Raw genomic sequence first — 24,971 nt, 5'->3', positions numbered from 1 at the left:
GCACACGCACCCACTGCACCATGCGCGTTGAAGTCACTCCCCACACACTCGCTGAGATCGCCGAGCACTACGAAGCAGCCCTGGCTTGGGTGGCGGCTAACGGATTTCCTGTTGATCGAGGCCGCCACGCAGAGTACCGAAGAACCATCAAAACGCTACTCGACCAGTTCACAGACAATGGTTGGGGAAACATTTCAGACGACAGCTACCGGGATCGCGTGTGCACTGCTCTGCTTGAAAGCCGAGAGCTCGTTTCAATCTATCGAGGGCTTTCTACCTCAACTGAATCGGCCGCTATAGAGAATTTGCAGCACTACATCAAGGGGCCTGTGCTACCGACTCAAGAGCAAGCCGCCACAGCCTCGAACAAAGCGCGGAACTTTGGCTTTGAGCTTTACTTAAATGCCTTGTTTGCGCATGCAGATCTTCATCCTGAATACAGCACCAAGGCTGACCTATCTTTCCTTGTTGACGAACTCCGCATTTTTGTTGAGGCGAAGCGCCCAACGTCCGGAACGTCCGTAGAGACTTCGCTGCGAATTGCAATTGGTCAGTTGACTGATCGACTTTGCAAGCACGAAGAACCCGACCGCGCGGGCATAGTCGCACTGGATCTCTCCAAGGTGATTAATCCTGAGAATCGCGTCATGCTTGTACGTGATGAAGATCATCTTTACGAATTGATGTACGCGGAAGACAAACTTCAGATGGATCGGCTGTTACCAATGGTTGTCAAGAGGGTCAAGCCTGGAGTCGTTGGAATTATTTTGCACTATCGCCTCCTCACGACCTTCGAGAGTACTGGGAGCCTGAATACGTTGAAGTGGCTCGGTTGGATTCCATTTCTTGACGAGCCCAGACTCACGGAAATGAATGCAAGGCTCCAAAGAGGTGTCCGGACGATCTGCTGAAGTACCGCCGAATCATTATTCGAGCCAGAGTGCGGGGCGGCTGCGGATGCCCGCAGCCGCATATGTACTTCATCGCGTAGCGCGCGTTTACCCAACGTGCACCGCCCCTTTGTGCAAGAAGCACGTCTTATCAAACAACCCCAGTTCCAACGGATTGGGCAACCGCACATCCGCAAGGCTCGGAACAGTTTGTTTGGCACCGTCAAATGACCGGTCAATCTGCGAGAGAAAGACCATTACCATTCCACGCTCCCGCGCAAATTCCTTGAGCGCCTGGACTTGCTCGGCCAGCGGCGGATTCTCGCGCCGTTGGTCCAGTATCTGGAGGTAGTCGATGACAGCCACAGTTCCGCTTTCGGCGCTGGAGAGCTGTTCCATGATGTAGCTGGCGCATATCGCGTCGGCGTTGTCAAAGCGGAAGCGTTCGGGGATGGCGGTGGGCGCTTCGCCCAGCGTCTGCATGCCGCCCAACAGGTCCGCGGCGGTCCATTCCAGTGTAAAGAACCAGCCGCTGCGCCCAGACTTCGCGGCGGCTATGGCGAGGTCCAGGCCCAGCAGGGTCTTGCCTTGGCCGGGGCGGGCGCCAAGCAATACCAGGTCGCCGGGTTCCAGGCGGGAGAGCAGTTTGTCGGTAGGGCGCTCTGTGGCCAGTTGCGCTGCCAGCAGGCTCCAGCTGGCAAAGCCTTCCTCCTGCGCGACGCGGTCCAATGCCGCATGCAGAGGAATGTTCTTCTCTTTGGAAAGTTCTTTTGCCAGCCTCTTCAGGCGGTAAACGGGAGCGGAAAGTTTCATGGTCAAACCTCGTGTTGCGAACCTGTGTCGCAATCCCTCCTTATGCGTCTGGCCCGAACATGTGGTTTGCGGATGTGGTGAGTGCCCTGCATGTTGCGTGCTTTCCCGTTGGAGGGGGGAGGCTTGGACGAAAGCCAGGGCCACATTATGGATGCTGCTGCGTCTTAATGAATTCAATCCATATTGAATTTCATCGCTCAATCACGTCTGCAGGCAACCGGATCGAAAGCAGTTTCTTGGATTCTCGGAGACTGGTCGGCTGCCTTTGTTGACCGTAGCACGCGCAAGCATGTCATCTGTCAGTTCAGGCAACTCCCTATATTCGCCCTTTCCTACAACGTGGGCATCTACACGTGCGAGGTCAGACTTCAAGGAGCGGGGCGATGCGTTTTTTTCATGTTCATTTGCTTTCCTCAAGCTAGCAAATACAGTTCGACTCGGTCCGAAGTCCAGGTCGCAATTCCGGTGCCAAAGAAATCGACGTCCTCTGTCCACACCGGGCAACCAATTGCCATTGCGCATGCCAAAACAGGCCAATCATCGGCGTCACGCATGGCAATTCGTTGGAGTGCCTGGGCTTGCAGTCCTGCATACACGCCAAGTTCCAAGGGCCGGACGATGGATTCCAGCGCATCCAACACCGCCATGGCCGGACCACTGGTCACACCTCTTTTTTCTAGCAGTGCTGGAAGATATTTCCTGGCGTCTGCATATGCCACATCGGGGGCAAAGAACTGGACGGATTCCGCATTGTCGACAATGAGTTCCCGCACCCGCTTGCCCAACACCGCTCGAATCAGGATGTTGGCATCAAGAACGATTGCCTTGTTGCTCATGCCGCCGATGGCGCGGGTTTCTTGGAGGCTCCCGAACGCTTGCGAGCGGCTTTGAACTCAGCAACAACCCCCTCCACATCAACGCCCTTGGCTGCAAGCAGCCGATCCAGCGTCTTGCTCGCCTTTTTGAGCGAAGCAACGTCTGCCTCCGCCTGGCCATGGGTCGGGATGAAGTAGCCAATAGTTTGTCCATGGCGCGTCACCGCTACCGGCGTGTTGGACGTAATGAACTCGGCCATTCCGGCGCGAAATTCTCGAATGCCCACTTTGGTGGCTTCCATCATTTTTCCCTTCGCTTCAAAGGTCATTTGTGAATCATAGTGTACACAAATCACGAAAAATGACGTTGATATCTGTGGCTGGCAAGTGAACTTAACTTCCTCAACCACCCCACCCGGTCTGCCAGCCCGCCCACACGTTGGCGCACAACCCGCCCAAACCCAAACAATTTGCCTGTGTCACCTTTGTCGCATCACTGACAGCAACCCCTGCAAACCCGGCGCCCAAGAACCCGTCCCGTGTGCCACTTCCTACAAACTTCCGGCAAAAAAGGTCGTTTTTGTATGGCATGGATTTAGCTATTAACCCCCTGTGCGGCCAGCGTTGGCTGCGAGAAGGGTCTCCATGCAAGCGACATCTTATGTAAGCATCGGCCAGATTAAAACCCTGGGTGCCAAGTTTGAAATGCCCGCCAGCGGTGGCGGCTGCGACACCCACGGTGGTGAAGGCAAGGCCAGTTGCGGCTCGTCCGACGGACCCGATGACATGCCTCAGGCCATCTGGGACAAGGTCAAGAACCACCCCTGCTATTCCGAAGAAGCCCACCACCACTTTGCCCGCATGCACGTGGCCGTGGCGCCTGCCTGCAACATCCAGTGCAACTACTGCAACCGCAAGTACGACTGCTCCAACGAATCGCGCCCCGGCGTGGTCTCGCAAAAGCTCACGCCCGAGCAGGCCGTGAAAAAAGTGGTGGCCGTGGCCAGCGAGATTCCGCAGATGACGGTGCTGGGCATTGCCGGCCCGGGTGATGCGCTGGCCAACCCGGCCAAGACCTTCCAGACCTTCCGCATGCTGCAGGAGCAGGCGCCGGACCTCAAGCTCTGCATCTCCACCAACGGCCTGGCCTTGCCCGACCATGTGGACGAAATCTGCAAGTACAACGTGGACCACGTCACCATCACCATCAATATGGTGGACCCGGCCGTGGGCGAAAAAATCTACCCCTGGATCTTCTGGGAACACCGCCGCGTCACTGGTTATGAAGCCGCCAAGATATTGCATGAACGCCAGATGCTGGGCCTGGAGATGCTCACCGCCCGTGGCGTGCTGACCAAGATCAATTCGGTGCTGATCCCCGGCATCAACGACGAGCATCTGATTGAAGTGAACCGCGAAGTGAAGAAGCGCGGCGCCTTCCTGCACAACATCATGCCGCTGATCTCCGAAGCCGAACACGGCACGGTGTTTGGCCTCACCGGCCAGCGCGGCCCGACCGCTTCTGAACTCAAGGCCGTGCAGGACGCCTGCATGGGCGGCGCCAACCTGATGCGCCACTGCCGCCAGTGCCGTGCCGATGCGGTGGGCCTGCTCGGTGAAGACCGCAGCGAAGAGTTCACCCTGGACAAGCTGGAGCAGATGGACGTGGTCTACGACCTGGACAAACGCAAGTCCTATCAGGAACAGGTGGAAGTCGAGCGCCAGGCACAGCACGCTGCCAAGCAGCAGGCTTTGGCCGAAGCCAGTGCCATCACCGTTGGCGATGACCTCAAGGTCATGGTGGCCGTGGCCACCAAGGGCGGTGGCCGCGTCAACGAACACTTTGGCCACGTCACCGAATTCCAGGTGTTTGAAGTGTCCGCAGCGCAGGCCCTGTTTGTAGGCCATCGCCGGGTCGACCAGTACTGCCAGGGCGGCGCGGGTGATGACGAGCAACTGCCATCGGTGGTGCGCGCCATCAACGATTGCCATGCGGTGCTGGTGGCCAAGATCGGCGCCTGCCCCAAGGACGAATTGCTGCAGGCCGGTGTGGAGCCGGTAGACCAGTACGTGGGTGAGTTCATTGAAAAAGCCGCGCTCGACTGGTTCAACGATTACCGCGCCCGCATTGCCAGCGGCGCCGTGGTGCACCAGGCCCGTGGCGACGCGCAGATCCGCCAGGGTGCCTACACCAACCTTGGCAACAGCGCTGCACTGGCAGCTTGAGTACCCGTTTTTTCAACCCACTGGAGACCGACCATGGCTCACAAAATCATTGCCTCCACCTGCACCGCCTGTTCCGCCTGCGAACCCGAGTGCCCCAACGTTGCTATTCGTGAAAAGAATGGCACCTATGTGATCGACCCCAAGAAGTGCACCGACTGCGTCGGCCACTTCGACACCGCCCAGTGCGTGGCGGTGTGCCCGGTCGATGGCTGCATCGTCAAGGCCTGATTCTTATTCCTACGGAGACTTCACCATCATGCTGCCCACTGTCACCATCACCCCCGCTGCGGCGAAATTCATCAACCGCATCGTGCGCTTCTCCGGCCTGCCTGCAGGCGCGGGCCTGCGCCTGTCGGTGACGCCGGGCGGCTGCTCCGGTTACTCCTCCGAGTTCAGCGCCGAGGCCGCACCGCAAGGTGGCGAGCAACTGCTGGAAACCGGTGGCGTGCGTCTGTTTCTGGGGGCCGAGAGCCGCCTGATGCTCAACGGCATCACCATCGACTTTGTGGAAACCGCCACCCAGTCCGGCCTGTCGTTCATTGACCCCAACAAGGCCGCCTGCGCCTGCAGCAGCGCCGAGAGCGCGCCCCAGGTCGGCGTGACCAAGATCGACATCGGGTCGATTGGCCGGGGCCGTCCGGCCCCTGTAGTCGCCTCCTGATCGCACGCTGCCATGACTGCGGACAGCCTGCGCTTCGGTGACGACCTGGCGGCATTTGCTGACAGCGTCATCGGCTCAGGCCTGAGTCCGCAGGTGCGCGGCCTGATTGAGCAGGCTGCCAAGTTGTACGAGTCACCCGAGCAGGCACTGGCACTGCTGGAGCAGGCGCGCGCCGCCGCGCCCAGCCACCCGGCGCCGCTGATTGCGCTGTACCGTTTCTTCTTCTACGGCCACCAGCTGGACAAGGCCAGGGCCGTGGGTGAAGACGCACTGGCCATTGCGCGCACCGCGCTGGGCCCCGACTTTGGCGACGAGCCGCCCAGCGACGATGCCACCCGGCACGACGCTGCCGTGCGCTTCTATCTGTTTGCGCTCAAGGGCCTGGCCTATCTCAACATGCGTCTGGGTGACATGGACGAAGCGCGCCTCATGCTCGCTGGCCTGCGCCGCCTGGACCCCAAGGACCATGTGGGCGGCGGACTGCTGGCCCATGTGCTGGCGCGCCATGAAGCCGGTGGGCCCACCGACACCTCACCGGAATACCCGGCACGCGGCTGGGGCGCAACCACACCATGAACGCCACCGGCGACATGCCCGTAGTGCTGGGTGCCCGCAAGCCCTCCGTACGCGCACCGCAGGACGATATCCCGGCCCAGCACTGGCAGGGCGGCCCGGTGCACTGCGGCAGCTGCACCTATGCGCACCTGCGCGAGCTGGAAGGCCGCAATGGTTGCGAGCCCGGCTACGCCTGCATGCAGGACGTGTACGCCCGCCGCATAGACCGCTTCTTTCGCTGGCACCCGAATCTTTGCGACGAACAGTTGGCCCATCCCTATTTCGAAGTGCGCGCCATTGCCGCGCGTTTTGCCAGTGTGTTCCGCCTCACTGCCCTGATGGACGACCCGGATGAAACCGTGCGTCTGCAAGTTGCATTGCGTCTGCCCATGACCCAGTTGCTGCGCATGGTGAACGACCCGCACCGTGAGGTGCGTATCCGCGTGGCCCAGCGCCTGGCGCCGCATGACCTGGCCGCCTTGCGCAACGACCCCGACTACGGCGTGCGTGAGCTGGTGGCGCTGCGCCTGCCGCTGGCACTGCTGCCCACCATGGCCACCGATGCCGACCGCGCCGTGCGCATGCGTGTGGCCCGCCGCCTGGAAATGCCCGCGCTGCTGCGCATGGCCGATGACAGCGAGGCCGAGGTGCGTTGCATCGTCGCCGCGCGCCTGCCTGCGGCCCTGCTGTCGCGCCTGGCAAATGATGCCGACTGGCGTGTGCGCTTTGAAGTGGCCGAGCGTGCCGATATCGCCACGCTGCGCGGCATGCAGGAAGACGCCGATACCGAAGTCCGCCGCATGGTGCAGGAGCGCCTGGCACTGCCCTGCGGCCCGCAAGGAGTGCCCCATGGCTGACATCAACCGCGACAGCGATGAAATCGAACTGGCCTCGCCACCACGCTTTTCGTATGGCGAGCGGGTGATTGCGCGCTCCGTGGTGCGCAACGACGGCACCTACAACGGCCGCGACATTGGCGAGGTGCTGGTGAACAAGGGCGAGATCGGCTACGTCATCAACATCAACACCTTTCTGCAGCAGTTCTACATCTATGCGGTGGACTTTGTGGAGTCTGGCCACCGCGTGGGCATGCGCGCCAAGGAGTTGTGCACGCTGGACAACCTGCCCGAAGAAGTGCTGGCGCAGCTCGGCGAAAAAGCCACTGCATTGCAAACCCTGGGCTCCGCCCAAACCACCAAGGAGTCGTGATGAGCACCATGCCCGGAATGGATATCCGCGAACCGGCCTACGCCTGGGGCCAGCGCGTGATTGCGCTGGACGACCTGATCAACGACGGCAGCCACCCCGAGCGCGCCGAAGACGCCTTGCTGGCAGCGCGCGGCTCGGTGGGTGAAATCGTCAACATCGGCCACGCCGAAGAAATCAACGAGCCGGTGTACCTGGTGCAGTTTGCCGACTGTGTGGTCGGCTGCCTGGAGATCGAACTGGTGCCGGCGCCTGCCGGGTTGCTGCCCGAGACGGAGGAGCCGCTGTGACTGCGGTCAACGCGCATGCCGCTGCCAGCGGTGCCGTCGTCATGAACCTGACGCTGCACCGCCTGGAGCGCGCTCTGCGCGAGCGGGTGCGCTACCGCTATGTGCGCCCGCAGGTGCTGCAGGAGGGTGATGCCTTTCGCATCCAGAGCCCCAACTGCTCGCGCAAGATAGACCCCAGCGGCGGACTGATCGACATCGCCCTGCTGGTGCCGCACGAGGCCAACCGCTGGTGCCTGTGCTCGCGCGACCACGCCAACGCCAGCTGGGAACCCCAGTTGCAGAACGCAGAGCTGGACGCCGCGCTGGACCTGCTGTGTGTGGACCCTGATCGCCAGTTCTGGCCGTAAGCCGCACGACCATGATCTACCTCGACCACAACGCCACCACCCAGCCCGCGCCCGCCGTGGTGCAGGCCATGCTGCAGCAGATGAGCAGCACCTGGGCCAACACCTCGTCGCAGCACGGCCCGGGTCAGGACGCCAAGCGCGCCCTGGGTGCGGCCCGTGCCGTGGTGGCGCGTGTGCTGGGTTGCAAGCCGGTGGAAGTGGTGTTCACCAGCGGCGCCACCGAGTCCAACCAGATGGCGGTGCGCGGCTTGCTGGCAGCGGCAGAGCCCGTTCGCCGCCGCGTGCTGTTCAGCCGCGTGGAGCATTCGGCCCATCTCAAGCTGGCGCGTGCGCTGGCCGAGAGCGGCGTGCAGGTGGACTGGTTGCCGGTGCGCGCCGACGGCACGCTGGATGTGGCAGCCGCTGCTGCTTTGATGGGGCCGGATGTGGCCCTGGTATCGCTGATGGCGGCCAACAACGAGACCGGCGTGCTCATGCCGTATGAGGCCGTAGCCCAGCTCGCACAGAACGTCGGCGCCCGCATGCATGTGGATGCCACCCAGCTGATTGGCAAGCTGCCGTTTGACTTTGCTGCCAGCGGCGCCGATGCGGTGTCGCTGTCGGCGCACAAGTTCCATGGCCCCAAGGGCGTAGGCGCCTTGCTGCTGCGCCAGGGCACGGCCTTTGTGCCGCCCACGCCGGGCAGCCAGGAGCGCGGTCGGCGCGGCGGCACCGAGAACCTGCCGGCCATCGTGGGTATGGCCGCCGCACTGGAGCGCCTGGGCGACCTGGAACAGCAAGCGGCCCGCATTGCCCAGCTGCGCGACGCGCTGGAGGCCGGGCTGCAGCAGGCACTGCCCGCCACCCATGTCTGGAGCCAACAGGTGGCGCGCCTGCCCGGCACCAGCTACCTGCGCTTTGGTCAGCTGTCGGTTGACGTGGTGCTGCAGCGCCTGGACACACTGGGCGTGGCCGCTTCCAGCGGTGCAGCCTGCTCCTCCGGCGGCAGCGAGCCGTCGCATGTGCTCAAGGCCATGGGCGTGCCTGCCGACGAGGCGCTGGCCGCTGTGCGCTTCTCGTTGGGAAGTGACACCACCCACGGCGACGTGGGCTACCTGCTGAACAAATTGCCGCCCCTGCTGGCACCGCTGCTGCGCGAAGAAACGACCACCCCATCCACCACCGAAAGTCCATGATGAAACTGATGATCCGCAAAGACAGCAAGGGCGTGCTGACCGGCTATGTGCCCAAGAAAGATCTGGAGGAACCCATTGTTTCCATGGCCAACCCGGCGATGTGGGGCGGGCTGGTGACGCTGGCCAATGGCTGGCAGTTCGAGCTGCCGGAGATGCCGGCCGACACACCGCTGCCCATCACGGTGGAAGCACGCCGCCTGGCGCTCACGGACGAATAGCCATGGTCACCCCCGAATACCTGCGCAACGCCAGCGAAGTGATTGGCGCCGCTCCCTCGCTGCGTGACGCCGCCGCCCTCTGGCGCGCCCGTGACCCCGCCATGCGCGTGGTGCTGGTCGATGCCATGGACATGCGCGATGAGACACCCGCGCTCAAGCTGGGCAGCCGCAATGTCTACCTGGCAAGCAGCAACGGCCACTGCTGGTCGGTGACGGACCGGGCAGACGAAGCCACCGCCCTCATCCTGACGCAAAACTAACTATGGAAGTCGACCTGATTTCCCTCTTCGAGCCCGAATGCGGCGCGCGCGAAATCGAATTGGTGAGCGCCGTGCTGGAGTCCGCACGCTGGGGCGATGGCCCCATGCTGGAGTCGTTCGAGCGGGCCTTTGCAGGCTGGGTCGGGCGCAAGCATGCGGTGGCGGTGGGCAGTGGCACGCTGGGCACCTGGATTGCCTTGCGCGCACTGGGCATAGGCCCGGGGGACGAGGTGATCTGCACCTCGCACACCTGGCACCAGGTGGCACAGGCCATCACCCTGTGCGGCGCCACGCCGGTGTTTGCCGACATCAACTACTGGACCGGTAGCCTCAGCCCCGAAAAGGCCGCGCTCAAGATCACGCCGCAGACCCGCGCCTTGCTGGCTGGCAACACCAACGGCCACCCGGCCGCCTGGGAACCTCTGCGCGCCCTGGCTGTTGCCCATGGTCTGGTGCTCATTGAAGACAGCACCGAAGCCTTGGGCTCGCGCTACCAGGGCCGCCAAGTGGGCACCTTCGGTGATGTGTCGGTGTTCGACTTCTCCGCACCTTGCGCCTTGTGCACGGGTGAGGGCGGCATGGTCGTGACCGACGACGACATGCTGGTACATGAGCTGCGCTACCTGCGCCAGCGCCGACTGGCGGACCGCTCTTCGGTATCGGTCGGCTCGCGCGTGCCCTTGCAGGCGGGCATGAGTGAACTTACGGCCGCACTGGGTCTGGCGCAACTCGCCGGGCTGGACGACCGACTTGATGCACGTAAGCAGGTGGTGGCCTGGTACCACGACCAGATGCAGAGCTTTGAGGGCGTCAAGCCACCCTACATCGGCGAGCATGTGGACGAGGTGCACTGGATGCTCTACGTGGTGCATCTGGGCAAGCGCTTCTCCGGCAGTGCGCGCGCGCAGATGATCGACGACCTGCGCTCCTGCGGTGTGGAGACCGCTGCCTACAGCCACCCGTTGCACCAGCAGTTCTATTACATGAACGCCGCCGATGCCATTGGACGGCGCCGTGGCGTGCTGATTGATACCGACCGCATCGGCGACCGCGCCCTGGCGCTGCCGTTGCACACGCAGCTGGATGAAGAACAGGTCCAGTACATCGTCAAGACGCTCAAGGACACTGCGACAAACGTCGGTGCGGGCGCCGCTATTTACCTCTAAGGAACACCATGACCGATCTGATCCACACCATTGCCAACAGCCTCGACAGCGGCACGGTCATTCCCTATCTGGGGCCGGACATGCTGAGCCTGTGCAGCGACGTGCAGGTACCCGCCACGCCGCTGGCGCTGGCCGAGAGCATGACCGTCAAGGTCAGCGTGCCGCACAAGATCCGCAAGCGCCTCACACAGGCGGCGCAGTTCATCGAGAACTTCAAGCACCGCAAATCGGTGGTGCATCTGATGAACGAGGCCTATGCCAGCTCACCTGCGCCCTCGCCACTGCACAAGGTGCTGGCAGGAAGTGCTGCGCAGCTGTGGGTGGACACCTGGTATGACGACACCTTTGCCAAGGCGCTTTCGCAAACACCGGGCGAGTGGACGCAGGTGCAAGGCCTGTCGCAGTCGGAGCACTTCGGCGACTGGGTTGCCGCCTACGGTAGCGACGGCACCTTGCTGCCAGACATGCCCGCCACGGCCGAGCGCCTGCTCTACAAACCGCTGGGCAGCCACAGCCCGGCATCCAACTACTTGGTGTCGGACAGCGACTTTGTCGAGGTGCTCACCGAGATCGATATCCAGACACCCATCCCGGCAGCAGTGCAGGCCTTTCGCAGCGGACGCAGCTTTTTGTTTCTGGGCTGCAGGTTTGACGACCAGCTCACCCGCTGCTTTGCCCGCCAGATCATGAAGCGCTCCAGCGACCAGCACTGGGCTGTATTGCCCGAAGAGCCCACCCGCATGGAAGCGCGCTTTCTGCAGGAGCAGAACATCACCCGCATCGCCATGCCGCTGGCGCAGTTTTCTGAAGCGCTGATTGCCGCGCTGCAGGTGGATGCCACCGCCTGAGTTTTTTTCGTTCCGTTTCCTCAACCACCAATGGCCCTCGTGCCCGTTTGACACCATGACCACTCTCACCGTTCTTCCTTCCGGCAAATCCTATGACGTGGCTGCCGGCCAGAGCCTGCTTGCCGCTTTGCAGTCGGTAGGCGAACCGATCAAGACCAAATGTGGCGGCGGCGCAAAGTGCGAAGCCTGCCATGTGATGGTGCCCGAGGGCCGCAAGAGCCTGTCCAAGATCCAGCGTGCCGAAAACGAAAAGCTCGACGGCATGGTCGGCGTTGCCTCGGCCTCGCGCCTGGCCTGCCAGGCCATCCTGGGAGAAGAAGCCGTTACCGTGCAACTGCTCTAACCGCCACACCATGCCATGACAGAGCCTGTGCCGCTGCCCATCGCCCGCAATGCGGAGCCGACCTGGGACGTTGCCATCGTCGGTGCAGGCCTGTGCGCCCTGGCCCTGGCGCACACCCTGCATGCGCGCGGGCTCAGGGTGCAGCTGCTGGAGGCGCGTGAGCGCCTGGGTGGTCGCGCGCTCACGCTGCAGTGTCCCGACACCGGTCAGGCGCTGGACCTGGGGCCGACCTGGTTCTGGCCGGAAACCGAGCCGCGAGTGGCCGCATTGCTGGCCGCGCTGAACCTGCCCGACATGGCGCAACACGATCCGGGTGACGCGCTTTGGCTCACCGACCCCAACCGCGCACCCGAGCCGCGCCATGAGCCGGACGGTGTGCATGCCGGTGCCCGCCGTATTCAGGGCGGCGTGGCCGCGCTGGTGCAGGCACTGGCCGTGGCCTTGCCGCAAGACAGCATCCAGTTGGGGAAGACTGTGCGTGCCGTGCGCGACTGCGGCAATCGCGTCGAACTGGTCATGGCCCAAGGCCAGGTGGTGCGTGCCCAACATGTAGTGCTGGCACTGCCACCCCGGCTGGCGCTGCAGCATCTGGAATTCCTGCCGGCCTTGCCCGAGCACGTGACGCAGGCCATGCAGGACACACCGACTTGGATGGCGGCACAGGCCAAGGCCCTGAGCACCTTTGCGCAGGCGTTCTGGCGCAGCAACGGCCAGTCGGGCAATGCCTTTGTGCGCCATCCGCAGGCCGTGCTGGACCCGGTGTATGACTGCTGCGCCCACGCTGGCGAAGCGCAGCAACCGGGCGCGCTGGGCGGCTTTGTGGCGCTGGATGCGGCGCAGCGGGAGAACTTCCAACGCGGCCTGCCTCTGCTGCTGGAAAGCCAGTTGGCCCAGCTCTTTGGCGCAGAGGCGCAGCAGGGCCGCTGGTTTGTGCAGGACTGGGCTCTGGAGCCCTGGACCTGCAGCGCCCTGGACCTGGCCCAACCGGGCGAGCCGCCGCAGGCTGATCCGCTGTTGCGCCAGCCCCTGTGGGGTGGCCGCTTGTATATGGGGGGCAGTGAAACGGCGGCGCATGGGGCAGGGCACATGGAGGGCGCACTCGAATCTGCCGACCGCATGGCCCATGCCTTGCTGCGCGGGCAGATTGTTTTAGCCCATAGCAGCGAACACGGTGAGCGCCTGACCCGTGCCGCAGCCATAGGTGCTTATTCTTGCGGTGTGGTGACGCTGCGCAGCCTGGCGGCAGAGCGCTATCGCCAGCACCTCACGCGCTTGCTCGTGGCGCAGCAGACGGACATGCTGACCCAGCGCGCTCTGGTGGCCACGGTGGAGCAGTGCTACAGCGAAGCCCTCTCCCGTCTGGACCCGTTGCTGGAAAGCCTGGATGCGTCCCAGGCCGAAGTCGTGCAGGGCCGCCACGCGCTGACGGCGGCCTTGCTGGCGCCGTTTGAAGGCTGGAACAAGGAGTTGTTGGACCGTGCACTGGCCTTCAACGGCGCGTCTTGCGCTCTGTCCAACTTTGCCCAGGAACACCGGCCGGACGCCGAGACGCTGCGTGCCATCACCCGCGACATGGCATCGGCTTGGCGCGAATTTGCCATTGAGCTCAACAGCCGGTTACTGCTGGCCGCCGAAGCCCATCTGCCAGCCTGAAACCCGCATGACCCATATCCTGGAAAGCGCCCTGCTGGGGCTGATGGAACAAGCCGCAACGGCGGTGGCCACCCTGGTGGAAGATCTGTCGCGCGAGGAACTGCTGCGCTCGCGCCTGACGCGGCGCGAGGTGCTGCGCCAGCTCGTGGTGCTGGCCGACAGCGCCCGCCAGGTGGACGCCGCCATCCGCAGCGCGTTGCCGGAGCTGGACTGGAGCGGCTGGGACACCATGCGTACGCGCTTCGATCTGCCCGCCGGTGAGGCGCTGGATGAAGCCCTGTGGTTTGCCTGCGAGTCCCTGGTGCCTGCCACCTTGCTGTGGCTGCGCTTCTACCAGCACAGCCAGCCCGCGCTGTTTCGCATGACGCCCTAGAACCTGCGCGCGTATCCCATGCTGACTGCCGATGAATTCAATGAGCTCGAACGCATACTCGACGCCCTGCGCCTGCGCCTGAAGGTCACACCGCACTGGGAGTTTTGCGAAGGGTTCCTGGCTGCGTTGGTGTGCTGCCGCCGACCCATGCAGCCCGATGAATACCTGCCGGTGCTGCTCACCACCGATGGGGCGCGCCTGCCACTGGAAACCGTGTTCGCCGATGCGGCCCTGCAGCAGCGTTTTCTGGAACTGTGGATGCGCCGCTGGAATGCGGTCGCGCTGGCGCTGGACACACCGGTCACCACGCTGGAAGACCCCAGGGCTTACCAGCCGGAAGTGACCGACGCACGCGCCGCGTACGCCGCCTTGCCATCCGCAGAGCGCACGCCCGCAAACTGGGCGCAGCTGGCATCCTTCGGCCAGCTCTGGGCCGTGGGCTTTCTGGCCGCCGTCAACGCATGGCCCGAGGAATGGGCCGGGCCGCGCAACAAGGCCGCACAACACTGGCGCGCCACTACGCTGAACCTGCTGGAACAATTGACCCTGGACGATACCGACGAGCCCACCCTCTCTGCCTTTGTGGACAACCAGCTGGCGGCATTGCCCACCGTGAGCGACCAGCGCATGAAAGCATTCGCCGACTCCATCTGGGCGGTCTACAACATGCGTGAAACCTGGCGCACCCTGGGCCCGCGGGTGGAAACCGTACACGCACAGGCCACACCGAGGCGCAACGACCCATGCAGCTGCGGCAGTGGCAGGAAATTCAAGAAGTGCTGCGGCGGCGGTTGAAGAGTGAAAGTGACGTCGTCAGCTATATCCGCGTGTCGCGGACAACGTTCAGGCATCCGGGCCTAGCAGAAACCGCCGCTTGACCTCTGGCTTGATATCATCCGTTTTTTGTCCGGGCCAGTGCGTGTAAGGCTCCAGCGCAAAGTGCTGCGTCCGGCCCACAGGCAGCGGCAAGCGGGTTGTGCCCTTTACCAGACTGGCAGTGAATGTCTTGAAGTCGTCACTGATGTTGACTTCCACCGTTGCCATGTCTTCGTCCGATGGTGCGTAGGCGTTGTCGTCCATGCTGCGGCCGGGAAACATTTTTTCAAATGCTGCCCATACCTCGGAAAGGTCAGACTCAGATACCGCCCGTTCCCGTAAGGAAAAGCTGATCCATAGATGGTGTCGCACGCCAGAGCGATCATGGAACCAGAACTTGGCCGTATCGGGTACGCCGCGCATCGCAGTAGTGGCTTCATACAGGCCCATTTCCCAGGCGCCTATGGTCTGAGCTTCGGCATTGCCTTGGTAGCTCTCCAGCTCTGTCATACGCGTCACATTGCCGGTGAGCTTGTGGCGCCAAGGATATTTGACCCGAATGGTGCGCATGTACCACGTGGGGTCAGGTACCCAACCCGCCTTGATGCGTTCCAGGGTTTCGGGCTTCATGCGCCCGCCCAACAGCACCGTGTCGCGGTCTTCCATCAGCGTGAAGGTGCCGCCGGGAAGGCTGTCGTTGTACCTCTTGCGCGTGACGCCCTGCATGACGACTTGACCGTGATAAGTTTGCAGTTCCACTTGATCATTCCCGGCTGCCCAAATCATGACGTTGCCTAGTGGTGCCACGCCGATGCGCAAATCGTTGAAGCAGGGAATGACCCTGCCGTACTCCACATCCTTGTCAATGGTGCGCGGCTTGAACAACTCATACATGCGCCGCATAGGCAATTCGCCCTCCACCTGGTAAAAGCGGTCTTCCAAATAGTCGTAGTAGGTCAACCTGAAAGTCTTGGGCAGGCGACTTCCACGGGGATTGGTTCCCCCCATGCCGGCGCTGCCGGCGCCCCAAGCTGCGCCAAAGCCCGTGTAAAAGTTGGCAACGATGTTGCTGTCTGTGTCTTTGAACCAGTTGTCATTCCAAAGCGTCTTGACGCTACCTTGCCCCTTGGGATCAATGTCTAAGCCATACGAACAGAATGTCAAATCCCATTTGAATAGTTCGGTGGCATAGGCGTTCACGGTGTTTCCTTTCAAGGATTGGGATAAGTGATGGAGCCAGCTTTGAGCGTTGGCGCGCTTGCTTGTTGTGAGGGCACCCACACCCAGTGTGAGCAACAAGCGACGCCGGTCCATGACGGGTGCTGCATGTTTGGTGTGGCGCTCATCCGGGTTCATGGTGGCGCTCCAGTGTGTTGATGTTTTTGTAGCGTGGCCCCATGCCCGTTGCGTCCAGGTTAAAGGAGAGATGCAGGTGCTTGTGGCGGATTTCTTTGGCGGCCTGCTGGCCCAGTTCGGAGTCAAGTTCCCAGTTCATGCGACTGGGTCTTGCTGGGGCAAAGGCGTTGGATGCGACGAAAGCCCGCAGACTGGGTTGCAGCGGTGCAATGGCCGCCTCCCGGGCGTTCATGTCCAACTTCGTTCTGTATTGCGCAGTGGAAAAACGCTCAGCCATGTCCACCATCAGTGACAAGGCCACCTTGTAGTAGTCGCCGGTGACTTTGCGCGTATGCTGCCAAGGAAGCCAGCGGGTGGGATTCTGGTCATTAGGGGTGTACCAGCCGTGCGCGTAGACGAATTCTTGAGGGCCAGGTAGATCCGTGCTTTGCCCATCGCCCATATTGAGGGTTCGCGCCGGCGGTAGCTTGCGTTCCTCGGTAATAGGTTTCCCGAAGTCCGTGGTGTAGCCGCCTCCCACATCGGAGTGAGCACCAGGAATACCCAGCTCGAATCCCATGGCAGCACGGATACCGTGGAAGGTGGAGTCGGCTGTACGGGCGCTCTCTATGGTGGTGTCGGAAAAGTTCTCGCGGTATTCGTCTAGCGCCACCAGATGGAACACGCGAAACGCGGAATCATCCACAAAGCGCAGGCCCAGATCGTCCACGTCATTGCCGTAATTGGCAACCGGATTGCCCTTCTTGTCTTTGAGTACAAACATTTCATTCATCTCTTCCTTGGATGCGGGCAGATCGACCACTGGCAAACTCTGAGGCCCCTCCATAGACGTACCTGCCGAATGCACCACAAACTCACCCGCTGTGTTGTGTTTGATGCCCGCCTTGTTGAGCACGCTGTAGCTGCTGCCTCCGCCCAGCTCAAGTTCCTTCTTGGCGCGGAATTCGATGACGTCTGCCGTTTCGGTAATGCTGACGTTGGCCAGGAAGTGCACGCCCTTTTCCACTGCCGTGATTTCGATATCGCCACCCCATGCAACGAGCCGTATGCCCAGCTTGCGGCCGAAGATGCGAACTGCCTCTTTGGCACTCACCAGAAAGCTCTTAGCCGTCCAGCTTTACCGAATCTTTGTCGTTCGCAAGCAGTTTGAAACGCACACACGCCATACTGGCACTCAAAAGAGTGCCACCCCGGCGCTCGCCCCATGGTAAAACCCTGCGCATGAAACTGAAACAAAGACTGTTGTGGCTGGTACTGGGCTTTGCGGCGCTTGCACAAGGCGCAACGCCCGATGTCGGCCTGTCCGCCCCGCCCACGCTGACCCCGGAACGCTACGAGGCGCAGGCCGCGCGCCTGGCCGCGGAGGTCCTGACGCGTTACCACTACAAGGCCATGGCGCTGGACACCACCCTGTCCGGCAAGATCTTTGACCAGTATCTGAAGGCGCTGGACGGTGAGAAGTATTTCTTCGTGCAGGCGGACATTGACCGCTTTGCCGCGCAGCGCAACCAGCTGGGAAACGCCATCCTCAAGGAAGACCTGAGCCTGCCATTTGCCATGTTCAACCTGTATGAGCAGAGGGCGACCGAGCGCTTCGCCTATGCCAGAACCCTGCTCAAGCAGAGCATGGATTTCAATGCGCGTGAGGTGCTGGAGCTTTCCCGGGACAAGCTGCCCTGGGCGCAGAGCGAAGCGGAAATACGTGATCTCTGGCGCAGGCGTGTCAAGAACGACTGGCTGCGCCTGAAGATCGCGGGCAAGGACAGCGCCAGCATCGCCGACATCCTGGACAAGCGCTATGCGCATGCCATGCAGCGTATCTCCAAGGTCAAGAGCGAAGAGGCGTTTCAGACCTTCATGAACGCCTACACCATGTCGATTGATCCGCATACCAATTACATGGCACCCAGAGCTGCGGCTGAGTTTGATATTTCCATGCGACTTTCGCTGACTGGCATTGGTGCAACCCTGGCCGAGACCGAGGACTACACCGCCATCCGGGAACTGGTGGTTGGCGGGCCCGCCGGTCTGTCCGGGCAATTGCATGTGGGAGACCGCATTGTCGGCGTGGGGCAGGACACGGCCGGGCCCATAGTCGATGTCGTGGGCTGGCGCCTGGATGACGTCATCCAGTTGATTCGCGGACCCGGCGATACCGTGGTGCGGCTCGACATCCTTCCCGCACAGGCCGGACCGGATGGAAGCCACAAGGTGGTGACCCTGGTGCGCAAGCCGATACGCCTGAGCGAACAGGCAGCCAAGTCGTCAATTCAAACCGTCACCAAGGGCAGTGAGACCCACCGCATCGGCGTCATCACCCTGCCTTCGTTTTACGAGGACTTTGCCGCCAAGCAGGCTGGCAACAAGGACTACAGCAGCGCGACCCGTGATGTGGCCCGTCTGGTGCAGGAGCTCAAGGCGCAGCAGGTTGACAGCCTGCTGATTGACCTGCGCAACAACGGCGGCGGTTCACTCGCCGAGGCTATCGAGCTCACCGGTCTGTTCGTGGGCAACGGCCCGGTGGTTCAGCAGCGCAAGGCCAACGGCAGTGTCTCGGTGGAACGCGATGGGCAGGCCAAGGTCATCTGGAATGGCCCGCTGGGCATTCTGATCAACCACGGCTCGGCATCAGCTTCCGAGATCTTCGCCGCAGCGATGCAGGATTACGGGCGCGGGCTGGTGATGGGGGACCCCAGTTTCGGCAAGGGCACGGTGCAGTCCATGGTCGATCTGGACGCCATTGCCAAGAATGGCAAACCGCGCTTTGGCGAGTTGAAGATGACTGTGGCGCAGTTCTTCCGCGTCAATGGTGGAACCACGCAGCTGCGTGGTGTGGTGCCCGACATCCCCTTGCAAGGCGGGACCGATGAAGGTGATTATGGTGAGGCAAGCTATGACAATGCGCTGCCCTGGACGCAGATCAAGCCGGCAGACTTCGTGCCTACCAGTGACTTGCAGAGTATGGTCCCGGTGCTGCTGAAAAAGCATGAGATCCGGGTCGCCGTCGACGCGGACATGAAGCACGTGTTCGAGGACATCGCAAAGTTCAAGCAGGAGCGCAAGAAGAACACCATCTCCCTCAACGAAGCGGAACGTCGCAAGGAGCGCGACGCGCAGGAAGCGCGTCTGGCCTCCCGCACGGCTACCGACCAGTCGGCGAAGACGCCGGCGACCGATACCGTGGCCGCGTCCCGTGACGATGGACTGCTGCCCAACGAGCGCAGCCTTGCCAATTCGATCTCGGCGGAAAAGGCGCGCAAGGAAGCCAAGGATATTTTCCTGCTGGAGGCCGCGCGCGTTCTGAGTGATGCATTGGATGTGGCCAAGACGGAACCGCGATTGGCCGCCTCCCAGAAGTAGCCGTGCGTGGTGCTTTTTCGGATTTGCATAACTTGACTCTGCAGACATAGCCTTGGTGCAAGGCGCACTTACGATCGCTCCATTTGCATGGGAAGCGATACGCGATGACTGACAAATCTTCAACCGTGAACCTCGGCACGCGCCGCGCCTGGGTCGGTGTGGCGGCACTGGGACTGCTGGGTGCGGGTGCCGTTCGTGCGCAGATGAGCGGGGGGATGGGTGGAGGAATGGGTGGGCCAGGAGGCGGGCGAGGCCGGCCGGGTGGTGATTGCAAGAGTGCGTCTGCCGAGTCACCCGGACCCGCTGGCGCCACGCTGATCAAGATGGCCGCCGGTGAACGGCTGCGCAGCTTGCCCGGTGAATTGCAACTCACGCCCCAGCAAGTGGCGCTGTATGCGCGCTATGCGGGCGCGGTGGAAAAAATCATGCTCGACGAAGGCACCTGGGCCAGCCGGCCCGCGCCCACGGAAGGCAGTGCCATGCAGCGCATAGGCAGCCAGATTGATCGGGCCAGCAATCGCGCGGCCGGATGGGAAGAGGTGCTGGATGCCGTCAAACCCTTGTACGCATCCTTGAGCATCTCGCAGCAAGCCATCGCCGACAAGCGACTGGTGGTGTCACTGGAACCCAATGCCTGGGTGTTTGCCAAGGGTGATGACGCCGGCCCGCCCTCCGGTGCACCGCAAGGCACACCGCCACAGCGGCCGAGTCAGCCCTGAGCCTGAACGGCGTCTGCGGCTACTGCTTTCGGCAGAGGATCAATGCGACATGGGCATTGCGGTAGGCGGGGTCATCAGCACGGGTACCTTGACTTCAATCTTGCTCTCCGCGCCCTTGGCATCCTTGAACACCAGGGTCAACGGAATGGTGGTGTCGGCCTTGAGACCCAGCTTCAGGTCCATCAGCATCACGTGGTAGCCGCCAGGATTGAGGGCAACTGCCTTGCCCGCCGGCAAGTCCAGTCCACCCTCGACCGCACGCATCTTCATGACGCCGCCGTCCGTCTTCATTTCGTGGACCTCTGCTACACCGGCTACTGGCGTACTCACGCCCACCAGCTTGCCACCTTCCTTGGCGGTCAAGGTCATGAAGGCGCCAGTGGCTTTTTGGCCCTGCACCGTGGCCCGTACCCAGGGGTTTTGCACATCCAGCGATTGGGCCCACAGGGCAGTCGAGCCGCAGGCGGCCATCAACGATACACAGGCAATGCGAACGAATTTCATGGTGATCCTTTGGGGTGGTGGTTTAGTGGGAATGGCTTCCAGCGGCCTGCACGTCCAGAATGTCCAGACGTGCCGCAGGCGACTTCAGACTATGCGCGTCCTGGCCGGCAGCGGGGATTTCCACCCATTCATTGCTGCCTTTGTCGCAGCCCTGGACGACCTTGAACCAGGTGGCACCGGGCTTCTTGGGGGTGGTGACGCGAAAGACGAATTCATCTGCCAAGGCATTGGGCAGTGCATTTTCCGGGCCCTTGGCGGTCCAGGTGATTTCCTGCACGCCCTCGGTGATCTTGCTGCCGTGCATCTCGTAAGGCTCGGCCAGCTTGCCGATCTTGGTGGAGATATTCCAGCCGGGTTTCACCAGCGGTTGCGCAGACACAAACCCGCTGGGGATGGTGACCGACAGCGAATTGGTGGAGGCGCCATCGCAGCCATGGCCCACGCGCAGCACCGCGCGGTAGGCCGCGCCTGCGGCAGCAACCGGGTCATCGAGAACCACGTGGGAGAGGGCGGCCACTGCGGTGAGGGAAGTGGCCAGGGCGAGAACGAATTGGGTGTAGATCTTCATGTTGGATGTCCTGTAGTCGAATCTGAATAAACAAGGCGTGCACTGCCAACGCGGCAATGCGCCATGGCTGCGCCTCAGCGGCGCAGACCAATGTCGGGTTCAGATGGAGGACGGAGGATCACGGGCCGACGTGGGGTCGGCCAGGCGCCAGACGGCGACTGCGGGACGGGCCGCATGGAAGACCTGGCCCAGGTCCGGTGCGCCCGGTACCGGCATCTCGGCGGCCGGGGGCGCGCCGAAGGGCAGGCACATCACGCAATGCAGTGCGTGGGTGACTGACGGGTTGGACGGGCCTGCCGCGTCGTTGGCAGGAACCAGCTTGACGTTGCCCGTGGCCGAGCAGACCAGTTCCATGCCCTGCGGATTGACCAGCGGCGAAGCAATGGCCACACCAATCGACAGCGCAAAGCACAGCAGCATCCATCGGACGATGGAGCGCGCTTCGCGAAGGGACTGGAGGGTCGACATGGATCGCATTATTACCCAGCGGGTGCTGTGTGCGTTGCGCCTGGGGGCGGCAGCGCCAGTTTGCTCAGCAGCTCCAGCAGCATTAACCGCTCGCCCGGACTGAGGTGGCTCATGGCCACTTCCTCGGCCTTCTTCAAACGAACCAATGCGTCCTTGACAAGCTCCTTGCCCTGGGCTGTCAGACGCAGATGCTGGGCACGTCCGTCACGCAGGCTTTTTTCCCGGACCAGAAGTCCACGCGCTGCCAGCTTGTCCACAGCAACCGTGATGTTGGAAGTCTTGATGGAGATGGCCTGGGATATCTGGGTAGGGGTCATGCCGTCAGTCAGGTCCACCAGATTGAGGATGGTGAACTCTATTCTCCCCATCTGCATGGGCAGGCCGACCTCGCGGAAGTAGACGGGACTCAGCACTGCGGTGGACAGTGCCAGCTGGTAGCCAACCAGGGCATGGATTCCGCCTGCGACTTGCACGCTGCCGGAGCCCGGAGTGCTGCCGGATTTCACAGTCTTCTTGTTCATTCAGGCGATTATCACCTTGGCTCATTTACTTAGGTTGAGTAACAAGTTTCGTCGATTGTCTTGGGGTTTGTACTAGATAGTTACCAAAGATAATTACATAACATAATCATATCTGAGCTGAAATCAGATTGAGCACGCGTGATTCAACACACGGCCCGTACGACGACAAATCGTTTGCCCCATCACAAACTACAGGAGACAAGACATGAAGAGAAATACCTACAGTGCCATAGCACTCAGCGCGATCTGCGTTCTCGCCAACGCACAAAGTACGACTGCAAGCGCACCAGGCGCTCCGGCTTACACCATCTACGGACTCATTGATATCGGCGAGGAAAGCATCAACAACGTAGGCACCACCGGCAACAATCTCGTGCGTATGGCCAGTACCACTGGCGCGCTTCCTTCCCGCGTCGGTATCCGTGGCAGCAAGGAGTTTGGCGAGGGACTCACCGGCGTGTTCACGCTGGAGAGCGGCTTTGCGCCCGACTCCGGTACCTCGGGTCAGGGCGGTCGCCTGTTTGGTCGCCAGGGGTTTGTCGGATTGAGCGGCAGCTGGGGTACGTTCTCGGTGGGGCGCCAATACACCATGCTGTACTGGTCCTTGCTCGATGCCGATAACATTGGTCCGATGGTGTTCGGTCTGGGTTCGCTCGACAGCTACATCCCCAACACGCGCGTTGACAACTCGCTGGCATGGAAAGGCAGCTTCAGCGGTCTGACCATGGGCGCAACGTTCAGCACCGGCCGCGACTCGGCCAACCCCACGCCCAACAACCCCGCCGGCACGAACTGCGGTGGTGAGTCGGCCAACGACCCCAATGCCTGCCGTGAATGGTCGGTCATGGCCAAGTACGACCAGCCCACCTGGGGCGTGGCTGCCGCCATCGACGAGATGAATGGTGGAGCAGGTTCGTGGGCCGCGCTGGGCTTGACGTCCAGCGATCTGACCGACCGTCGCACCACACTCAACGGCTACTACAAGTTCGGCAGCGTCAAGTTGTCCGGCGGCCTGATGACCCGCAACAACATGGGCAGCGCTGCCACCCCCAAAAGCGATCTGACGTTCTTCGGTGTGACCTATCCCGTGACGCCCACCTTTGTGCTGGATGCGCAGGTGTCGCAGCTTACGTTCAAGGACTCCTCGAACAAGGCCCAACTGTTCGTTGCACGCGGTACCTACACGCTGGCAAGCGGCCTGGTGGTGTACGCTGGATTGGGTCAGATCGCCAACGAAGGTGCGTTGGCCATATCGGTCAGCTCCGGTGCCTCCGGCAGCAACCCGGTGGCGGGCGGCTCGCAAACCGGCATTGTGGGTGGTCTTCGTTACGCCTTCTGACGCAGTGAGCGTGGCAGGTGCACGTGCCGCACACCGGCATGCGCACCTGCCACGGAAAATGTGTGGTGCATTGCTATCATCGCTGCCACCGCTCCTGCCCGCAACGCGGGCGGAGATCACCTGACACTCCTATGCCCACACCAAGCAAGAGCAGTACTGCCTTCGTCGAAGACGTCGACACGCGATTTCTGGAGACCCTGCTGGGCTACAACGCCCGGCGCGCCGCGCTGGCCGTCATCGAGGTTTTCCTGGTGGAGATGGCGCCGTTCGATCTGAGGCCGGTGGACTTTTCCGTGGCGTCGCTGGTGCTGCACAACCCGGGCATCACGTCCCGACAGATTTGCGCCGCATTGGGCATCCTGCCACCCAATCTGGTGGCGCTGCTCAATGGCCTGGAGAAGCGCGGACTGGTGGTGCGCAGGCCCCATCCCAATGACGGTCGCGCCACGGGATTGCACCCCACACCCGAATGCGTGGAGATGTTGCGCGCAGCGGAGAAGAAGGCCAGTGAACTGGAACTCAAGGCCTGTAGCAAACTCAGCGAGAGTGAGCGCAAGACACTGCTGCGGCTGCTGCAGAAGGTCTACCGCTAGCGCTGCGGCGCGTTGAATCACACAGGGTAAACACCAATCATTTGGTTATTAAATATAACCATAATTCACCCACTTGATGGAGAACCGATGACACGCAAAGACATACAGATGGAGCTCAAAGGCGATAGCCAGGAGGTGGCAGTGATTCGCCTCCTGCGCAGCCACAAGCGCAACGCACTCAACGACGGACTGGTATTGGCCATCCGCAAGCTCTTCGATGAAATGCCCACGTCGGTCCGGGCCGCCGTGATCGAAGGCGAAGGTGAGCACTTCTGTGCTGGCCTGGATCTGTCTGAGCTGAAGGAAAGAGATGCGGGCCAAGGTCTACACCACTCGCGCATGTGGCATGACGCGTTGGACCGTGTGCAGTTCGGCCCGGTTCCCGTGGTCGCGGCACTGCACGGTGCTGTGGTCGGAGGCGGTCTGGAGCTGGCCAGTGCCTGCCACATCCGTGTGGCAGACGAGACCACGTTCTACGCCTTGCCCGAAGGTTCGCGCGGTATTTTTGTGGGCGGTGGTGGTGCTGTGCGCATCCCGCGCCTGATCGGCACCGCACGCATGACGGACATGATGCTGACCGGACGTGTGTACAACGCGCAGGACGGCGAACGCATTGGCATGGCGCAGTATCTGGTGCCTGCCGGAACCGCTTCGGCCAAGGCCTTTGAACTGGCGCTGCGCATTGCACAGAACGCGCCCCTGACCAACTACGCATTGATGCACGCACTGCCGCGCATCGCAGAACAACCTTCGGACCAGGGCTTCTTTACCGAAGCCATGATGGCCGCCATTGCCCAGAGCGCACCCGAGGCCAAGGCCCGCGTGACGGCCTTTCTGGAAGGCCGGGCCGCCAAGGTCCAGAAGAGCTGACAACCAACCCCACCTGAC

The 24,971-nt window shown here is 62.1% G+C and carries 32 protein-coding genes; 23 read left to right on the top strand and 9 right to left on the bottom strand.

Annotation, left to right across the window (positions count from 1 at the left end; all coding sequences use genetic code 11):
- Positions 1-20 precede the first annotated feature (20 nt).
- On the top strand, positions 21-911 hold the full coding sequence (locus AAGF34_RS03735; protein ID WP_342619291.1) for a hypothetical protein: 891 nt from the start codon (positions 21-23) through the stop codon (positions 909-911).
- Positions 912-998: 87 nt separating this feature from the next.
- On the opposite strand, the gene AAGF34_RS03730 is transcribed toward AAGF34_RS03735, so the two are convergent.
- From AAGF34_RS03730 to AAGF34_RS03720, 3 genes are all read right to left on the bottom strand, one after another.
- Positions 999-1,703: a DNA helicase gene (locus AAGF34_RS03730; RefSeq protein ID WP_342619290.1), complete on the bottom strand. Its 705-nt coding sequence runs from the start codon at positions 1,701-1,703 to the stop codon at positions 999-1,001.
- Between the two features lie 413 nt (positions 1,704-2,116).
- Positions 2,117-2,539, bottom strand: a complete 423-nt coding sequence (locus AAGF34_RS03725; RefSeq protein ID WP_342619289.1) for a PIN domain-containing protein — start codon at positions 2,537-2,539, stop codon at positions 2,117-2,119.
- Positions 2,536-2,820, bottom strand: a complete 285-nt coding sequence (locus tag AAGF34_RS03720) for a type II toxin-antitoxin system Phd/YefM family antitoxin (RefSeq protein ID WP_342619288.1) — start codon at positions 2,818-2,820, stop codon at positions 2,536-2,538. The genes AAGF34_RS03725 and AAGF34_RS03720 overlap by 4 nt, the downstream gene beginning before the upstream one ends.
- 343 nt (positions 2,821-3,163) lie before the next feature.
- Here AAGF34_RS03720 and nifB point away from each other — a divergent pair, with 343 nt between their 5' ends.
- The 17 genes from nifB to AAGF34_RS03635 are packed head-to-tail and all read left to right on the top strand — an operon-like array spanning position 3,164 to position 14,634.
- Positions 3,164-4,744, top strand: a complete 1,581-nt coding sequence (gene nifB / locus AAGF34_RS03715; protein WP_342619287.1) for a nitrogenase cofactor biosynthesis protein NifB — start codon at positions 3,164-3,166, stop codon at positions 4,742-4,744.
- Between the two features lie 33 nt (positions 4,745-4,777).
- Positions 4,778-4,972, top strand: coding sequence for a 4Fe-4S binding protein (locus AAGF34_RS03710; protein ID WP_342619286.1), 195 nt, complete (start codon positions 4,778-4,780; stop codon positions 4,970-4,972).
- A gap of 28 nt (positions 4,973-5,000) precedes the next feature.
- Positions 5,001-5,405: an iron-sulfur cluster assembly accessory protein gene (locus AAGF34_RS03705; RefSeq protein ID WP_342619285.1), complete on the top strand. Its 405-nt coding sequence runs from the start codon at positions 5,001-5,003 to the stop codon at positions 5,403-5,405.
- A gap of 12 nt (positions 5,406-5,417) precedes the next feature.
- Complete coding sequence (locus AAGF34_RS03700; protein ID WP_342619284.1) at positions 5,418-5,981, top strand: hypothetical protein; 564 nt, start codon at positions 5,418-5,420, stop codon at positions 5,979-5,981.
- Positions 5,978-6,817: a 4Fe4S-binding leucine-rich repeat protein gene (locus tag AAGF34_RS03695; RefSeq protein WP_342619283.1), complete on the top strand. Its 840-nt coding sequence runs from the start codon at positions 5,978-5,980 to the stop codon at positions 6,815-6,817. Before AAGF34_RS03700 ends, AAGF34_RS03695 begins: the two co-directional genes overlap by 4 nt.
- Positions 6,810-7,169, top strand: a complete 360-nt coding sequence (locus AAGF34_RS03690; protein ID WP_342619282.1) for a nitrogen fixation protein NifZ — start codon at positions 6,810-6,812, stop codon at positions 7,167-7,169. Before AAGF34_RS03695 ends, AAGF34_RS03690 begins: the two co-directional genes overlap by 8 nt.
- Complete coding sequence (locus AAGF34_RS03685; protein WP_342619281.1) at positions 7,169-7,456, top strand: nitrogen fixation protein NifZ; 288 nt, start codon at positions 7,169-7,171, stop codon at positions 7,454-7,456. The genes AAGF34_RS03690 and AAGF34_RS03685 overlap by 1 nt, the downstream gene beginning before the upstream one ends.
- Complete coding sequence (locus tag AAGF34_RS03680; protein ID WP_342619280.1) at positions 7,453-7,803, top strand: hypothetical protein; 351 nt, start codon at positions 7,453-7,455, stop codon at positions 7,801-7,803. Before AAGF34_RS03685 ends, AAGF34_RS03680 begins: the two co-directional genes overlap by 4 nt.
- An 11-nt stretch (positions 7,804-7,814) precedes the next feature.
- Positions 7,815-8,978 (top strand): cysteine desulfurase family protein, encoded by a 1,164-nt coding sequence (locus AAGF34_RS03675; RefSeq protein WP_342619279.1) that lies wholly within the window; start codon positions 7,815-7,817, stop codon positions 8,976-8,978.
- Positions 8,978-9,196, top strand: a complete 219-nt coding sequence (gene nifT / locus AAGF34_RS03670; protein ID WP_342619278.1) for a putative nitrogen fixation protein NifT — start codon at positions 8,978-8,980, stop codon at positions 9,194-9,196. The genes AAGF34_RS03675 and nifT overlap by 1 nt, the downstream gene beginning before the upstream one ends.
- Before the next feature lie 2 nt (positions 9,197-9,198).
- The gene (locus AAGF34_RS03665; protein WP_342619277.1) at positions 9,199-9,456 is read left to right on the top strand and encodes a hypothetical protein; all 258 of its coding nucleotides are present in this window, start codon (positions 9,199-9,201) and stop codon (positions 9,454-9,456) included.
- A gap of 2 nt (positions 9,457-9,458) precedes the next feature.
- Positions 9,459-10,622, top strand: a complete 1,164-nt coding sequence (locus tag AAGF34_RS03660; protein WP_342619276.1) for a DegT/DnrJ/EryC1/StrS family aminotransferase — start codon at positions 9,459-9,461, stop codon at positions 10,620-10,622.
- Between the two features lie 8 nt (positions 10,623-10,630).
- Positions 10,631-11,470 (top strand): SIR2 family protein, encoded by an 840-nt coding sequence (locus AAGF34_RS03655; RefSeq protein ID WP_342619275.1) that lies wholly within the window; start codon positions 10,631-10,633, stop codon positions 11,468-11,470.
- A gap of 55 nt (positions 11,471-11,525) precedes the next feature.
- The gene (locus tag AAGF34_RS03650) at positions 11,526-11,813 is read left to right on the top strand and encodes a 2Fe-2S iron-sulfur cluster-binding protein (protein ID WP_342619274.1); all 288 of its coding nucleotides are present in this window, start codon (positions 11,526-11,528) and stop codon (positions 11,811-11,813) included.
- Between the two features lie 15 nt (positions 11,814-11,828).
- Entirely contained in the window at positions 11,829-13,466 is a 1,638-nt protein-coding gene (locus AAGF34_RS03645) for an FAD-dependent oxidoreductase (protein ID WP_342619273.1), read from the top strand.
- Positions 13,467-13,473: 7 nt separating this feature from the next.
- Positions 13,474-13,839 (top strand): hypothetical protein, encoded by a 366-nt coding sequence (locus tag AAGF34_RS03640; protein WP_342619272.1) that lies wholly within the window; start codon positions 13,474-13,476, stop codon positions 13,837-13,839.
- Positions 13,840-13,857: 18 nt separating this feature from the next.
- The gene (locus AAGF34_RS03635) at positions 13,858-14,634 is read left to right on the top strand and encodes a UPF0149 family protein (RefSeq protein ID WP_342619271.1); all 777 of its coding nucleotides are present in this window, start codon (positions 13,858-13,860) and stop codon (positions 14,632-14,634) included.
- A 48-nt stretch (positions 14,635-14,682) separates the two neighbouring features.
- Here the strand turns inward: AAGF34_RS03635 and AAGF34_RS03630 are convergent, their stop codons facing one another.
- Both AAGF34_RS03630 and AAGF34_RS03625 read right to left on the bottom strand, forming a co-directional pair.
- The gene (locus tag AAGF34_RS03630) at positions 14,683-16,011 is read right to left on the bottom strand and encodes a DUF2931 family protein (RefSeq protein WP_342619270.1); all 1,329 of its coding nucleotides are present in this window, start codon (positions 16,009-16,011) and stop codon (positions 14,683-14,685) included.
- Entirely contained in the window at positions 15,998-17,104 is a 1,107-nt protein-coding gene (locus AAGF34_RS03625) for a DUF2345 domain-containing protein (protein WP_342619269.1), read from the bottom strand. The genes AAGF34_RS03630 and AAGF34_RS03625 overlap by 14 nt, the downstream gene beginning before the upstream one ends.
- A 128-nt stretch (positions 17,105-17,232) precedes the next feature.
- Here AAGF34_RS03625 and AAGF34_RS03620 point away from each other — a divergent pair, with 128 nt between their 5' ends.
- Complete coding sequence (locus AAGF34_RS03620) at positions 17,233-19,371, top strand: carboxy terminal-processing peptidase (RefSeq protein ID WP_342619268.1); 2,139 nt, start codon at positions 17,233-17,235, stop codon at positions 19,369-19,371.
- Positions 19,372-19,475: 104 nt separating this feature from the next.
- Positions 19,476-20,090 (top strand): hypothetical protein, encoded by a 615-nt coding sequence (locus tag AAGF34_RS03615; protein ID WP_342619267.1) that lies wholly within the window; start codon positions 19,476-19,478, stop codon positions 20,088-20,090.
- 39 nt (positions 20,091-20,129) lie between these two features.
- On the opposite strand, the gene AAGF34_RS03610 is transcribed toward AAGF34_RS03615, so the two are convergent.
- From AAGF34_RS03610 to AAGF34_RS03595, 4 genes are all read right to left on the bottom strand, one after another.
- A complete protein-coding gene (locus AAGF34_RS03610; RefSeq protein ID WP_342619266.1) occupies positions 20,130-20,594 on the bottom strand; it encodes a copper chaperone PCu(A)C in 465 nt (154 codons plus the stop codon).
- A 22-nt stretch (positions 20,595-20,616) separates the two neighbouring features.
- Entirely contained in the window at positions 20,617-21,162 is a 546-nt protein-coding gene (locus AAGF34_RS03605; protein ID WP_342619265.1) for a YcnI family protein, read from the bottom strand.
- A gap of 99 nt (positions 21,163-21,261) precedes the next feature.
- Complete coding sequence (locus AAGF34_RS03600) at positions 21,262-21,630, bottom strand: DUF2946 domain-containing protein (protein WP_342619264.1); 369 nt, start codon at positions 21,628-21,630, stop codon at positions 21,262-21,264.
- A gap of 11 nt (positions 21,631-21,641) precedes the next feature.
- A complete protein-coding gene (locus AAGF34_RS03595; RefSeq protein ID WP_342619263.1) occupies positions 21,642-22,151 on the bottom strand; it encodes a MarR family transcriptional regulator in 510 nt (169 codons plus the stop codon).
- Between the two features lie 205 nt (positions 22,152-22,356).
- On the opposite strand from AAGF34_RS03595, the gene AAGF34_RS03590 reads away from it, so the two are divergent.
- The 3 genes from AAGF34_RS03590 (at position 22,357) to AAGF34_RS03580 (ending at position 24,953) form a co-directional block, all read left to right on the top strand.
- Entirely contained in the window at positions 22,357-23,490 is a 1,134-nt protein-coding gene (locus AAGF34_RS03590) for a porin (RefSeq protein WP_342619262.1), read from the top strand.
- A gap of 131 nt (positions 23,491-23,621) precedes the next feature.
- Complete coding sequence (locus AAGF34_RS03585) at positions 23,622-24,083, top strand: MarR family winged helix-turn-helix transcriptional regulator (RefSeq protein WP_342619261.1); 462 nt, start codon at positions 23,622-23,624, stop codon at positions 24,081-24,083.
- Positions 24,084-24,170: 87 nt separating this feature from the next.
- Positions 24,171-24,953: a crotonase/enoyl-CoA hydratase family protein gene (locus AAGF34_RS03580; RefSeq protein WP_342619260.1), complete on the top strand. Its 783-nt coding sequence runs from the start codon at positions 24,171-24,173 to the stop codon at positions 24,951-24,953.
- Positions 24,954-24,971 lie beyond the last annotated feature (18 nt).

This window comes from Rhodoferax sp. GW822-FHT02A01 (assembly GCF_038784515.1).
In the GTDB taxonomy this organism is placed as follows: Bacteria; Pseudomonadota; Gammaproteobacteria; order Burkholderiales; family Burkholderiaceae_C; genus Allorhodoferax.
This window is presented reverse-complemented; position numbering and strand designations above follow the sequence as displayed.

What these genes read in the sequence shown, in the direction of transcription:
- AAGF34_RS03605 (WP_342619265.1), bottom strand. Translation starts at nt 21,162, where the DNA reads ATGAAGATCTACACCCAATTCGTTCTCGCCCTGGCCACTTCCCTCACC.
- nifT (WP_342619278.1), top strand. Translation starts at nt 8,978, where the DNA reads ATGAAACTGATGATCCGCAAAGACAGCAAGGGCGTGCTGACCGGCTAT.
- AAGF34_RS03585 (WP_342619261.1), top strand. Translation starts at nt 23,622, where the DNA reads ATGCCCACACCAAGCAAGAGCAGTACTGCCTTCGTCGAAGACGTCGAC.
- AAGF34_RS03600 (WP_342619264.1), bottom strand. Translation starts at nt 21,630, where the DNA reads ATGTCGACCCTCCAGTCCCTTCGCGAAGCGCGCTCCATCGTCCGATGG.
- AAGF34_RS03685 (WP_342619281.1), top strand. Translation starts at nt 7,169, where the DNA reads ATGAGCACCATGCCCGGAATGGATATCCGCGAACCGGCCTACGCCTGG.
- AAGF34_RS03690 (WP_342619282.1), top strand. Translation starts at nt 6,810, where the DNA reads ATGGCTGACATCAACCGCGACAGCGATGAAATCGAACTGGCCTCGCCA.
- AAGF34_RS03725 (WP_342619289.1), bottom strand. Translation starts at nt 2,539, where the DNA reads ATGAGCAACAAGGCAATCGTTCTTGATGCCAACATCCTGATTCGAGCG.
- AAGF34_RS03695 (WP_342619283.1), top strand. Translation starts at nt 5,978, where the DNA reads ATGAACGCCACCGGCGACATGCCCGTAGTGCTGGGTGCCCGCAAGCCC.
- AAGF34_RS03580 (WP_342619260.1), top strand. Translation starts at nt 24,171, where the DNA reads ATGACACGCAAAGACATACAGATGGAGCTCAAAGGCGATAGCCAGGAG.
- AAGF34_RS03660 (WP_342619276.1), top strand. Translation starts at nt 9,459, where the DNA reads ATGGAAGTCGACCTGATTTCCCTCTTCGAGCCCGAATGCGGCGCGCGC.
- AAGF34_RS03620 (WP_342619268.1), top strand. Translation starts at nt 17,233, where the DNA reads ATGAAACTGAAACAAAGACTGTTGTGGCTGGTACTGGGCTTTGCGGCG.
- AAGF34_RS03700 (WP_342619284.1), top strand. Translation starts at nt 5,418, where the DNA reads ATGACTGCGGACAGCCTGCGCTTCGGTGACGACCTGGCGGCATTTGCT.
- AAGF34_RS03730 (WP_342619290.1), bottom strand. Translation starts at nt 1,703, where the DNA reads ATGAAACTTTCCGCTCCCGTTTACCGCCTGAAGAGGCTGGCAAAAGAA.
- AAGF34_RS03595 (WP_342619263.1), bottom strand. Translation starts at nt 22,151, where the DNA reads ATGAACAAGAAGACTGTGAAATCCGGCAGCACTCCGGGCTCCGGCAGC.
- AAGF34_RS03675 (WP_342619279.1), top strand. Translation starts at nt 7,815, where the DNA reads ATGATCTACCTCGACCACAACGCCACCACCCAGCCCGCGCCCGCCGTG.
- AAGF34_RS03650 (WP_342619274.1), top strand. Translation starts at nt 11,526, where the DNA reads ATGACCACTCTCACCGTTCTTCCTTCCGGCAAATCCTATGACGTGGCT.
- nifB (WP_342619287.1), top strand. Translation starts at nt 3,164, where the DNA reads ATGCAAGCGACATCTTATGTAAGCATCGGCCAGATTAAAACCCTGGGT.
- AAGF34_RS03630 (WP_342619270.1), bottom strand. Translation starts at nt 16,011, where the DNA reads ATGAACCCGGATGAGCGCCACACCAAACATGCAGCACCCGTCATGGAC.
- AAGF34_RS03735 (WP_342619291.1), top strand. Translation starts at nt 21, where the DNA reads ATGCGCGTTGAAGTCACTCCCCACACACTCGCTGAGATCGCCGAGCAC.
- AAGF34_RS03665 (WP_342619277.1), top strand. Translation starts at nt 9,199, where the DNA reads ATGGTCACCCCCGAATACCTGCGCAACGCCAGCGAAGTGATTGGCGCC.
- AAGF34_RS03705 (WP_342619285.1), top strand. Translation starts at nt 5,001, where the DNA reads ATGCTGCCCACTGTCACCATCACCCCCGCTGCGGCGAAATTCATCAAC.
- AAGF34_RS03590 (WP_342619262.1), top strand. Translation starts at nt 22,357, where the DNA reads ATGAAGAGAAATACCTACAGTGCCATAGCACTCAGCGCGATCTGCGTT.
- AAGF34_RS03615 (WP_342619267.1), top strand. Translation starts at nt 19,476, where the DNA reads ATGACTGACAAATCTTCAACCGTGAACCTCGGCACGCGCCGCGCCTGG.
- AAGF34_RS03640 (WP_342619272.1), top strand. Translation starts at nt 13,474, where the DNA reads ATGACCCATATCCTGGAAAGCGCCCTGCTGGGGCTGATGGAACAAGCC.
- AAGF34_RS03635 (WP_342619271.1), top strand. Translation starts at nt 13,858, where the DNA reads ATGCTGACTGCCGATGAATTCAATGAGCTCGAACGCATACTCGACGCC.
- AAGF34_RS03710 (WP_342619286.1), top strand. Translation starts at nt 4,778, where the DNA reads ATGGCTCACAAAATCATTGCCTCCACCTGCACCGCCTGTTCCGCCTGC.
- AAGF34_RS03720 (WP_342619288.1), bottom strand. Translation starts at nt 2,820, where the DNA reads ATGGAAGCCACCAAAGTGGGCATTCGAGAATTTCGCGCCGGAATGGCC.
- AAGF34_RS03655 (WP_342619275.1), top strand. Translation starts at nt 10,631, where the DNA reads ATGACCGATCTGATCCACACCATTGCCAACAGCCTCGACAGCGGCACG.
- AAGF34_RS03645 (WP_342619273.1), top strand. Translation starts at nt 11,829, where the DNA reads ATGACAGAGCCTGTGCCGCTGCCCATCGCCCGCAATGCGGAGCCGACC.
- AAGF34_RS03610 (WP_342619266.1), bottom strand. Translation starts at nt 20,594, where the DNA reads ATGAAATTCGTTCGCATTGCCTGTGTATCGTTGATGGCCGCCTGCGGC.